Consider the following 10,444-nt stretch of genomic DNA (forward strand, 5'->3'; position numbering starts at 1 on the left):
CGCCCTGGTCTCGCGCATCAATCCACACCGAGGTTGAATTGTAATGCGGCCAGGCTGGCGTACAGGCCGCCTTGGGCCACTAGCGAGGCATGTGTTCCGCTTTCCACCAGCCGCCCATGTTCCAACACAAGGATGCGGTCGGCGCGCTGCACCGTCGCCAGCCGGTGCGCGATCACCAGCGTGGTGCGGCCGACCATCGCCGCTTCCAGTGCGCCTTGCACCAGCCGTTCGGATTCGGCGTCGAGCGCGCTGGTGGCTTCGTCCAGCAGCAGCAGCGGCGGGTTTTTCAGCAAGGCGCGCGCGATCGCGATGCGCTGGCGCTGGCCGCCCGACAGCCGCACGCCGCGTTCGCCGAGGAAGGATTGGTAGCCTTCCGGCAGGCGCTCGATGAATTCGTGCGCGGCCGCCATTTTGGCCGCTGCGATCACTTCGGCGTCGGTCGCGCCGACGCGGCCGTAGCGGATGTTTTCTATCGCATTCGCGGAAAAAATCACGGTGTCTTGCGGCACGATGCCGATCGTATTGCGCAGGGTGTGTAAATCGAGCTGGCGGATATCGACGCCGTCGAGTCGGATGGTGCCCTGCTGCGGATCGTAAAAGCGCAGCAGCAACTGGAACAGCGTGGTCTTGCCGGCGCCCGAGGGGCCGACCACGGCCACGGTCTGGCCCGGCGCGATCTCCAGCGACAGGTCGACCAATGCCGCCGTATCGGGGCGCGACGGGTAGTGGAAGCGGATGTGCTCCAGGCTGAGGGCGGCGCCGTTTTCGGTAGTTGACCCATGCTGCGTCGGCAACGCTTGCGGCACCGCCGGCGAGGCGATCGGCGAGCGCACCGCCAGCATTTCCAGCAGGCGCTCGGTGGCGCCGGCGGCGCGCTGGGCGTCGCCCAGCACTTCCGACAGCGCGCCGATCGAGCCGGCCACGATTGCCGCGTACAGGATGAACTGGCCCAGTTCGCCGCCGCTCATCCTGCCTTCGATCACCGCGTGCGCGCCCAGCCACAGCACGAATACGATGGCGCCGAACACCAGCAGGATCGCCATCGCGGTCAGGAGCGCGCGCGCCTTGTTGCGCTGGGTGGCGCTGCCGAAGGCACGCTCGACGCTGGTCGAAAAGCGCTGCGCCTCCAGCATTTCGTGGGTGAAGGCCTGCACGGTCGGCATCGCGTTCAAAATTTCGCCGGCCAGCGCCGAGGCGTCGGCCACGCGGTCCTGCGAATCGCGCGACAGGCGCCGCACGCGGCGCCCGAACCAGACGATCGGCAGTACCACCAGCGCCAGCATCACCAGGATGATCGAGGACAATTTAATGCTGGTGACGAACAGCATCGCCATGCCGCCGATGAACAGCAGCGCGTTGCGCAAGGCCATCGAAATGCTGGTGCCGACCAGCGTCTGGATCAGCGTGGTGTCGGTGGTCAGGCGCGACAGCACCTCGCCGGTCTGGGTGGTTTCGAAAAACTGCGGGCTTTGCGTGACCACGTGCGCGTACACCGCGCTGCGGATGTCGGCCGTGACCCGCTCGCCCAGCCAGGACACCATGTAGAAGCGGGCGGCGGTGGCCACCCCCAGCACGCAGGCGACGCCGAACAGGGCGATGAAATACAGGTCGATGTGGCTGCCGTCGATGCCTTTGCCACCGCTGCCGCCGTGGCCGAACCCGAGGTCGATCATTTGCCGGAACGCATACGGGATTGCCAGCGTGGCGCCGGCGGCGACGATCAGCGCCAGCCCGGCCAGCAGGAATTCCCGTTTGTAAGGTTTGAGAAATGCCAGCAGGCCGGCCAGTAGCGCCAGGCTGCCTTTTTGTAATTCGCGCGGATTCGGATTGCTCATTGGATTCTCATAGTTTGAGTGCCTTCAGGTAACCAGTCAGTTCCAGGTAGCCGTGGCCGACGCGCCGGCCGTCGCGGCTGACCTCGACCGCCCCTTCCCAATAGACGGCACCGGTCGATTGCCGCGAATCCAGTTCGGAATCGTCCTGCAGCGGGGTCAGGTGCCAGGTTGTGGTGCCGGTACGGATCGCGGTCGCCACCGGGTAGCTGGCCCCGGTATGCGGCGAGCGCCAGCGCCGCTGCGGCTGGAACTCGACCTCGTCCGGACCGAAGGCCGTAGTATGCCCTGCGGCGTCACGCAGCGCCGCGTGCGCCCATAATTTGGCGCCGCTCAGGTCGCGGATCTGGAACGCCATCAGCGCGCCGCCGTCGGCCAGGTTGATGCCGGCCCAGTCCCAGCCGCTGGCTGCCGCATCCAGCACACTGGTCGACCATTCGTGATCGAGCCAGGCGGTGCCGGTCACCACCACCGGCTTGCCGGCGCGCGTGACCTGCCCGCTGACCCGCAGTTGCGGCTCGCTGTAGTAATAGCTGGCCTGTTCCGGGCGCGGCCCCTTGCGCGAATAGCCGCGCTCGCCTTGCAGCATCGGCGCCTGGGTCGGCGTCAGGCTCAAATCGAGCGTGAAATCGGCGGTGCGCAGCGTGGCGCGATAGCGGCCGTCGGCGGCGCGCAGCAGGCGCCAGTCGTCCAGCTTGACATCGGTGTCGCCGGTCTTGGCGTAGGCCAGGCCGAAGCCTTCGCGCGCGCTTTTCTGGCCGTGCAGCAGGCGCCCGGCAGCGGGATCGGACAGCGCGGCGTGGGCGATGATCAGTTGTTTCGGCGCGAAGCGGCTCGGATTGGCGGTGTCCTGTTCAGTGGCGGAACGGAAGAAGGTGAGCTGGAAGCCGAGCGGCTTGCCGTCCGCCGTCTGCAGCCAGCCGGTGGCGTACCACCATTCGGTGCGAAATTCCGGATGGGCGCCGAAGTCGCGCGGAAATGCCAGCGGCTGGTTGGGCAGCACCGGCGCGAATTGCGGCGGTGCCGCCAGCGCCAGTGCGCTCAGCGCGCCGATCAGCCAGCCGACAGCCTGGCGCCAGAAGCGTCGTGAAATCAGCATTACCAATCCTCCCGCACCGCGCGAATCGCGCTGCCCGCCACCGCCTGCCGGCCCGCCAATAATGCCGTCAAGGTCGCGCACGCCAGCAGGATCGCCGCCACCGCCGCCAGCAAGGCCCACGGCATGTGCAACTGCATGCTCCAGTGGAACGATTGCGGGTTGACGATGAACACCAGGATCAGGCTAATGCACCAGCCGAGCAGAAAGCCGGCCAGGATGCCGAGCGCGGTCAGCAAGCCGCCTTCCGCCGCCAGCAGGCTCAGGACCTGGCGCCGTGTGACGCCGATATGGCGCAGCATGCCGAACTCCTTGGCGCGCGCCAGGGTCTGCGCCGACACCGTGGCGCCGACGCCGAACAGCCCGATGGCGATCGCCACCGCTTCCAGCAGATAGGTGACCGCGAAGCTGCGGTCGAAAATCTTCAGGCTGGTGGCGCGGATCTGCCCCGGTTCGGAAAATTCCAGCGCGCTTCCGAACGGCAGCTTGCGCAAGGCCGCGATCACTTGCGCGGAATCGGCGCCGGGCGCCAGCCACAGCGCGGCGTCGTTGACGGCGGCGTCGCCGCTCAGGCGGCGGTAATCGTCCAGCCGTAACTGGATCGCGCCGGATTGGCGCGCATAGTCGCGCCAGACGCCGGCCACCGTCAACTCGTGCGACGCTCCGCCCAACTGCAGGTGCAGGCGGCTGCCGGGCGTCGCGCGGTACAGGTCGACCATCGCTTCCGAGACCCAGACCGGGGTGCCGTCCAGCCATTCCGGCGCCAAGGGTTGGCCGACGATCGGCAGGATGCGCTCCGGCGCGGTGGCGTCGATCGGGCGTGCGATCAGCATCACCGGCGGCCGCGCCGGGTCCAGCAGCAGCGGCAGCGCGCGCAGGAAATCGGCTCGCAGCAGGCCCGGTGTGGCGGCGATCGCCTGCTGCTGCGCCGGTTGCAGCACGGCGCCCGAACGCAGGTACAGGTCGGCCGGCAGGATATGCGTCAGCCAGTCGTCGACCGAAACGCGGAAGCTGGACACCATGATCGCCATCGCCACCATCAGGGAAAAGCTGGACAGGACGCCGCCCAGCGCCACCGCCGCCTGGTTGGGTGCGTTGGCCAGCCGCGCCAGCGCCAGCGTCGCCACCGTGCGGCTGCCTTCGTGCCGCGCCGCCGCACTGGCGGCCAGCAGCCGTGCCAGCGCGCCGAACAGCCAGGCCGCGCAGCGCGGCATCAGCGCGATGGCGCCGATCAACAGCAAGGCCACCGCCAGATAGCCGAATAGCGGCAGATTCCACAGCGGCGGCAGACGGGTGCAGAGCGCTCCCAGCGCCAGCAGCGAGAGCGCCGGCCACGGCGTCGCCAGGCGCGACAGCGCGCTGTCTTCGCTGCCCGCTTTCAGCGCCGACGCCGGCCGCGCGCGCGCCGCCTCCCACGCCGGCGCCGCGCTGCCCAACAGCGCCACCGCCAGCCCCAGCAGCAGGAACACGGCGGCCGCCAGCGGCTGCAGCGACAAGCCCGGCCGCACGCCGGCAAAGTAGCCGCCACCGAGGTCGCCGCCGAAAAAATGCAGCGCCGCCGCCGCCGCCCCATAGCCGCCCGCCAGACCGAGGCCGGCGCCGAGGATGCCCAGCACGGCGCCTTCCAGCAGCACTTGCGCCAGCAATTGCCGGCGCGACAGGCCGAGCACCCGCAACAGCGCGAATTGCGAGCGGCGCCGCAGCACCGCCAGCGCCTGGCTGGAGAACACCAGGAAGGCGCCGGTAAACAGCGCCACCAGCGCCAGCACGTTCAGGTTGACGCGGTAGGCACGCGACATGTTGGCGCTGCGCGCTTCCTGCTCCTCGGTCTGCAGCGCGAGCAGGCGGCCGTCGAATTCCCGCTTTAGATCACTCTTGAAGGCCTCGCGATTGACGCCCTCGGCCAGCTTCAGGTAGATGCGCGACAACTGGCCGAGGCGGCCGAAGCGCCATTGCAGCGCGCCGATGTCCATCACCGCCAGGCGCTGGCCGGCGCGCGCGCGCCGCAGGCCGCCGGCCACCCGCAGTGTGAGGTTGCCGCTGCCGGTGCGCAGTATCACTGATGCGCCCGGCTGCACGGCTAGCCAGGTCATCGCCGCCGGCGACAGGAAAATCGCATCGTCCGCCAGCATGTCGAAACGCGCGCCGTCGGCGGCCACGCCGAGCAGGTCGGGCGTCACCTGCGCGGCACGAAAGACGTCGATGCCGAGAATGGTCAGCGGCGTCTTCTGGCCGGGCAGGAGCGCCTCCACTTCCAGCACCGGGCTGGCGAGAGCGACGCCGGCGCGCTGCGCCAGCAGGGGATACAGCGCTTCGTCGAAAGTCGGCTCGGCCGCGCGCACCTGCAGGTCGGACTGGCCCGACAGGCTCTTGACTGCGGCGGAAAACTCGTCGAAGGCGGCGGCGTTAATCAGGTGGATCGCGAAGCCGAGCGCGACGCCGATCGCGATCGCGGCGATCGCCACCAGCGCGCGCATCGGGTGCAGGCGCCATTCGCCGGCCAGCAGCCAGCCGCTGGTCCGCCAGCGCGCGGCAAGGGGGTGGCTCATGCGCGGCGTGGCGACGCTGCCGGCTGCAGGCCGTCGCGTGAAAGGATCAGGATGCGGTCGGCGGTCGCGGCCGCCGCCGGCGAATGGGTGACCAGGATCGCCGAGGCGCCGTTGGCCTTGATTTCGGCGCGCAGCAATTGCAGCACGCCGTGCGCGGTATCGGGGTCGAGGTTGCCGGTCGGCTCGTCGGCCAGCACCAGCTTCGGCCGGTGCGCCAGCGCCCGCGCGATCGCCACACGCTGCATTTCGCCGCCCGACAACTGGCGCGGAAAATCGTCGGCGCGATCCTGCAGGCCGACCGCCGCCAGCATCTGCGCGGCACGCGGCAACGGCTGGCTATTCAGCAGCAGGGGCAAGGCCACGTTCTGCTGGAGCGTCAGATGCGGCAACACGTGAAACGCCTGGAACACGAAGCCGATGCGCTCGCGCCGCAGCAGTGTGGCGGCGTCGTCATCCAGCGCCGACATCGGCTGGCCGGCGATCAGGATCTCGCCGCCGTCGGCGTGGTCAAGACCGGCAATGAGATTCAGCAAGGTCGATTTGCCGACGCCGGAATCGCCCATGATGGCGACATACTCGCCGGCCCGCAGCGCGAAATCGAGGCCGTCGAAGACGACGCGGCGGCTGCCGTACGACTTGCGGATGGCGCGGCATTCCAGTGCCAGGGCCGGAACTGCGGGATCGGACGGAGGGCTGTTCTGCATGTGGCGGGCCGCCTGTAGGGGAAAAACCGTGCTCGCCGCGAGCCTCGTGCGCAGGGGCGGCTGGTGGCAATGCACGGCTTGCAGCGTGGTAAAGCGGGCAGCGAGCGCGGATCGGATGCGATAAACTTCGCTAGTTTAGTGGATGTCGGGCGGCGTTGCAGGATTGAAAAAGCGGCGGCGGCCGGATCCGATTGCAACCCAAAATATGTGGATAAAAAATATGGATCGTCGTTCGTTTTTGAAAACCGGCGCGGCCTTTTCGGCTGCCACGATGGCGCCGTTCAGTTTTGCCGCCGAGGAAAAGTGGCGTACCTTTGAAGTCACGACGCGCGTCGAACTGGACGCCGGCGCCCCCGCCACGGTCTGGTTGCCGGTGCCGAGTGTCGAGTCCGATTACCAGAGACTGCTGGCAACTTCGTTCAAGGCTGACGGCGCTGTCACCCAGATCGTGCGCGACCCGAAATACGGCGCCGGCATCCTGGTGGCCGAATTCAAGGGCGGTAACAAGCCGGTGGTCGAGCTGAGTTCGCGCTTTGCCACCCGCGACCGCGCGGTTGATCTGTCCGCAGCGCCGTCCGCCGTGCAACTGAGCGCGGCCGAGCGCAAACAATACCTGGCGGCTACTGAGCTGCTGCCGACCGACGGCATCGTTGCCAAGACCGCGCTGGAAATCACGAACGGCGCCAAAACCGACCTGGAGAAAGGGCGCGCGATCTACGAATGGATCGTCGACAACACTTTCCGCGACGGCAAGGTGCGCGGCTGCGGCGTCGGCGACATCAAGGCCATGCTGGAGAGCGCCAACCTGGGCGGCAAGTGCGCCGATCTGAATGCGCTGTTCGTCGGCCTGGCGCGCGCCGCCGGACTGCCGGCGCGCGACGTGTACGGCATCCGGGTGGCGGATTCGCGTCTCGGCTACAAGTCGCTCGGCAAAGCCGGCGACATTACCAAGGCGCAGCATTGCCGCGCCGAATTCTATTTGACCGGCTACGGCTGGGTGCCGGTCGATCCGGCCGACGTGCGCAAGGTGGTGCTGGAAGAAAACGGCGGCTTGCCGCTGAACGATGCCAAGGTGGAAGCCGCGCGCAAGCGCCTGTTCGGCTCGTGGGAAATGAACTGGCTGGCGCTCAACTACGCGCACGACGTGCAATTGCCGGGCAGCACAAAGAGCAGGATCGGATTTTTCATGTACCCGCAGGCCGAAGCACTGGAGCAAAACAAGATGACCCGTCTCGATAGCCTCGATCCCGGCAACTTCAAATACCGGATCACGGTGAACGAAACCACTGCCTAGTTCGATGCGCCGGCGGCCAGCATGAAATCGTCGCATTTCAGCTTGCTCGTATTGGCAGGGCTCCTGGTCGCTGTATGTTCGGGCGCCGCTCGCGCCGGCGACTGGAAGGCATATTCGGGGGCCGGTGGACAGACTGCGCCGGCCTTGGTGCTGACCGACCTGAAGGGCGGCGAGGTCGACTTGGCGGCGTTGAAGGGTAGCGTGGTGCTGGTTAATTTCTGGGCGACTTGGTGCGTGCCTTGCCGCAACGAAATGCCTTCGCTGAATCAACTGCAGGAGCGCCTGGGGGGTCGTCGGTTCAAGGTTCTGGCAGTCAATATCGGCGAAGGGCGGGCGCGCATCCAGCAATTCCTGGACGCGGTCCCGGTCGATTTCATGATCGTGCGCGATGCGGAATCGGCGGTGATGAAGGCGTGGCGGGTACGGGTTTTGCCTTCCAGTTTTCTGATCGATCAAAATGGTTTGATGCGTTATCAGTTAGTGGGTGAAGCGGATTGGAATGACGCCGGCTTGCAGGCGCCGATTCTCGAACTACTGGACAGGACCACCGCCATTGGCAGAATTCATTCAACAGGCGCAAGAAAATAACGAAGCCGTGCGGGATGAACTGGTGGCCGGACTGACGGCCGCCACGGCTTATGTTGCGCCGAAGTATTTTTACGACACGCTCGGCTCGCGCCTGTTCGAAGCGATCTGCGCGCTGCCCGAGTACTACCCGACCCGTACCGAAGCCGCGATTTTCGACCGCTACGCGCAGCAGATCGCGCAGTGTAACGGCCCCGGCGCGACCCTGATCGACCTCGGCGCCGGCAATTGCGCCAAGGCGGCGCGGCTGTTCCCGGTCTTGCAACCGCAACAATATGTTGCGCTCGACATCTCCGCCGATTTCTTGCGGGAGGCGCTGGCCCGCTTGCAGCAGCGCTTTCCGGCGATTGCGATGGCCGGCATCGGCCTGGATTTTTCCGGCAGCCTCGAGTTGCCGTCCGCAGTGCGCGAGGAGCGGCGCCTGTTCTTTTATCCGGGCTCGTCGATCGGCAATTTTTCGCCGCCGCAGGCGCTGGCTTTCCTGCGCCGCATCCGCCGCGCCTGCCAGCCGAATGGCGCAGCCGACGGCGGACTGTTGATCGGCGTCGATCTGGTCAAGGATCGGGCGACCCTGGAGGCTGCCTACGACGACACGCTGGGCGTCACCGCCGCCTTCAACCTGAACCTGCTGCGGCACCTGAACACCTTGCTGGATGCCGATTTCGACGTGCGCGAGTGGCGTCATCGCGGGTTTTTCAATGCCGCCCAGAATCGCGTCGAAATGCACCTGGAAGCGCGTAGCGAGCTCACCGTGCGCTGGCCCGGCGGCCAGCGCCGTTTCCTGGAGGGTGAGCGGATTCATACCGAAAACAGCTACAAGTACACGCCGGCCGGTTTTACCGAGTTGCTGGAACAGGCCGGCTTCGGTGCCATCCACAACTGGACCGATGACCACGGCTGGTTCATGGTGTGCCATGCGCGCGCTGTTTGACGCCGCCCGCGCGCGGCGATCCCGATTTTTCATCCCGTGCCGTGCGTCGGGCACGGCCGCCAAGCGGAGCCGGGGCAGATGAACGCAACGTATGGAACCAGCAGACCGACGCCTCCCGAATCCCTGCTGGACGCGTTCCGCCAAGTGCGCGCGCAGTCGGTGGCGCTGACCACGCCGTTGTCGGCCGAGGATTGTTGTGCGCAGTCGATGCCGGATGCGAGCCCGCTCAAATGGCACCTGGCGCATACCAGCTGGTTTTTCGAAACCTTCATCCTGGAGCGCTTCGAGGCGGATTTCCGGCCCTGCCATCCGGCCTTCCGCATGCTGTTCAATTCGTACTACAACGGCGTCGGCAGCAAGTACCCGCGGCCGCAGCGCGGCTTGCTGACGCGCCCCTCGCTGGCCGAGGTGCACGACTATCGGCGCGAGGTGGACCGGCGTATCGGCAACTTGCTGGCGCTTCCTCGATCCCCGCAACAGGGTGCCGAGCTGGCCGGCCTGCTGCAACTCGGCCTGCAGCACGAACAGCAGCACCAGGAGCTGATGCAGACCGACCTCAAGCACCTGCTGTCGGCCAATCCGCTGGCGCCGGCCGCCTATGACACGCGGCCGGTGTTTGCGCCGGCGGTGTTGCAGTGGCTCGACTTCGAGGCGCAACTGACCGAGATCGGCCACGCCGGCCCGGCTTTTTGCTTCGACAACGAAACGCCACGGCACCGCCGGTTTATCGAGCCGTTTGAGCTGGCGTCGCGGCTGGTGACCAACGGCGAGTTGCTGGCTTTCATCGAAGCCGGTGGCTATCGCGACCCGGCGCTGTGGCTTTCGGAGGGCTGGGACTGGGTGCGTGCCGGAGGCTTGACGCAGCCGCTGTACTGGCGCCGTGACGAGAGCGGCAATCCGGCGGCCGGCTGGCAAGAGTTCACGCTGTGCGGCCTGCAGCCGCTCGATCCGCAGCAGCCGGCGCTGCACCTGTCCTACTTCGAGGCCGATGCCTATGCGCGCTGGGCCGGAGCGCGGCTGCCGACCGAGACCGAGTGGGAGTTGGCCGCGGCCCATCCCGGTCTGGCGCAAATGTTCGGCGTCGCCTGGCAATGGACCTCCAGCAGCTACGCCCCGTATCCCGGCTACGCGCCGGCGGCCGGCGCGATCGGCGAGTACAACGGCAAGTTCATGGTCAATCAATACGTCTTGCGCGGCTCGTCCTGCGCCACCCCGGCCGGCCATGCGCGCCGCAGCTACCGCAATTTCTTCCCGGCCACGGCGCGCTGGCAGTTTTCCGGCATCCGCCTGGCGAAGTCGGGGCCGGCTTGAGCTGAAGCCGGTGCGCGAACCGGCAGGGCGCCAAGCATGGCGCCTGCGCACTGACACCAACGCTACGTCCGATATGTGCATAGCCAAATGAATGGGGTATGCATGAAAAACGCATAATTTATATACGATATTTGCCTAATGC

8 protein-coding genes are annotated in these 10,444 nt (G+C 67.0%); 4 read left to right on the forward strand and 4 right to left on the reverse strand.

Features of this window, described 5'->3' with window-relative positions; translation table 11 throughout:
- Nucleotides 1-17 precede the first annotated feature (17 nt).
- The 4 genes from ACK2VC_RS14690 to ACK2VC_RS14705 are packed head-to-tail and all read right to left on the reverse strand — an operon-like array spanning nucleotide 18 to nucleotide 6,181.
- A complete protein-coding gene (locus ACK2VC_RS14690) occupies nucleotides 18-1,835 on the reverse strand; it encodes an ABC transporter transmembrane domain-containing protein (RefSeq protein WP_486731126.1) in 1,818 nt (605 codons plus the stop codon).
- 7 nt (nucleotides 1,836-1,842) lie between these two features.
- Nucleotides 1,843-2,931: a lipocalin-like domain-containing protein gene (locus ACK2VC_RS14695; protein WP_486731127.1), complete on the reverse strand. Its 1,089-nt coding sequence runs from the start codon at nucleotides 2,929-2,931 to the stop codon at nucleotides 1,843-1,845.
- Nucleotides 2,931-5,477, reverse strand: coding sequence for an ABC transporter permease (locus tag ACK2VC_RS14700; RefSeq protein ID WP_486731128.1), 2,547 nt, complete (start codon nucleotides 5,475-5,477; stop codon nucleotides 2,931-2,933). The genes ACK2VC_RS14695 and ACK2VC_RS14700 overlap by 1 nt, the downstream gene beginning before the upstream one ends.
- Entirely contained in the window at nucleotides 5,474-6,181 is a 708-nt protein-coding gene (locus tag ACK2VC_RS14705; RefSeq protein ID WP_486731129.1) for an ABC transporter ATP-binding protein, read from the reverse strand. The genes ACK2VC_RS14700 and ACK2VC_RS14705 overlap by 4 nt, the downstream gene beginning before the upstream one ends.
- Nucleotides 6,182-6,401: 220 nt before the next feature.
- Here ACK2VC_RS14705 and ACK2VC_RS14710 point away from each other — a divergent pair, with 220 nt between their 5' ends.
- The 4 genes from ACK2VC_RS14710 (at nucleotide 6,402) to egtB (ending at nucleotide 10,302) form a co-directional block, all read left to right on the forward strand.
- The gene (locus ACK2VC_RS14710) at nucleotides 6,402-7,475 is read left to right on the forward strand and encodes a transglutaminase-like domain-containing protein (protein ID WP_486731130.1); all 1,074 of its coding nucleotides are present in this window, start codon (nucleotides 6,402-6,404) and stop codon (nucleotides 7,473-7,475) included.
- Between the two features lie 21 nt (nucleotides 7,476-7,496).
- Entirely contained in the window at nucleotides 7,497-8,063 is a 567-nt protein-coding gene (locus ACK2VC_RS14715) for a TlpA family protein disulfide reductase (RefSeq protein WP_486731131.1), read from the forward strand.
- A complete protein-coding gene (egtD, locus tag ACK2VC_RS14720; protein ID WP_486731132.1) occupies nucleotides 8,029-8,991 on the forward strand; it encodes an L-histidine N(alpha)-methyltransferase in 963 nt (320 codons plus the stop codon). The genes ACK2VC_RS14715 and egtD overlap by 35 nt, the downstream gene beginning before the upstream one ends.
- A 78-nt stretch (nucleotides 8,992-9,069) precedes the next feature.
- Nucleotides 9,070-10,302, forward strand: coding sequence for an ergothioneine biosynthesis protein EgtB (gene egtB / locus ACK2VC_RS14725; RefSeq protein WP_486731133.1), 1,233 nt, complete (start codon nucleotides 9,070-9,072; stop codon nucleotides 10,300-10,302).
- Nucleotides 10,303-10,444: the final 142 nt, after the last annotated feature.

Source organism: Herbaspirillum sp. WTB6 (assembly GCF_057457785.1).

Coding starts and splice junctions, on each gene's coding strand:
- ACK2VC_RS14715 (WP_486731131.1), top strand. CDS start 7,497: ATGAAATCGTCGCATTTCAGCTTGCTCGTATTGGCAGGGCTCCTGGTC.
- ACK2VC_RS14695 (WP_486731127.1), bottom strand. CDS start 2,931: ATGCTGATTTCACGACGCTTCTGGCGCCAGGCTGTCGGCTGGCTGATC.
- ACK2VC_RS14700 (WP_486731128.1), bottom strand. CDS start 5,477: ATGAGCCACCCCCTTGCCGCGCGCTGGCGGACCAGCGGCTGGCTGCTG.
- ACK2VC_RS14690 (WP_486731126.1), bottom strand. CDS start 1,835: ATGAGCAATCCGAATCCGCGCGAATTACAAAAAGGCAGCCTGGCGCTA.
- egtB (WP_486731133.1), top strand. CDS start 9,070: ATGAACGCAACGTATGGAACCAGCAGACCGACGCCTCCCGAATCCCTG.
- ACK2VC_RS14705 (WP_486731129.1), bottom strand. CDS start 6,181: ATGCAGAACAGCCCTCCGTCCGATCCCGCAGTTCCGGCCCTGGCACTG.
- ACK2VC_RS14710 (WP_486731130.1), top strand. CDS start 6,402: ATGGATCGTCGTTCGTTTTTGAAAACCGGCGCGGCCTTTTCGGCTGCC.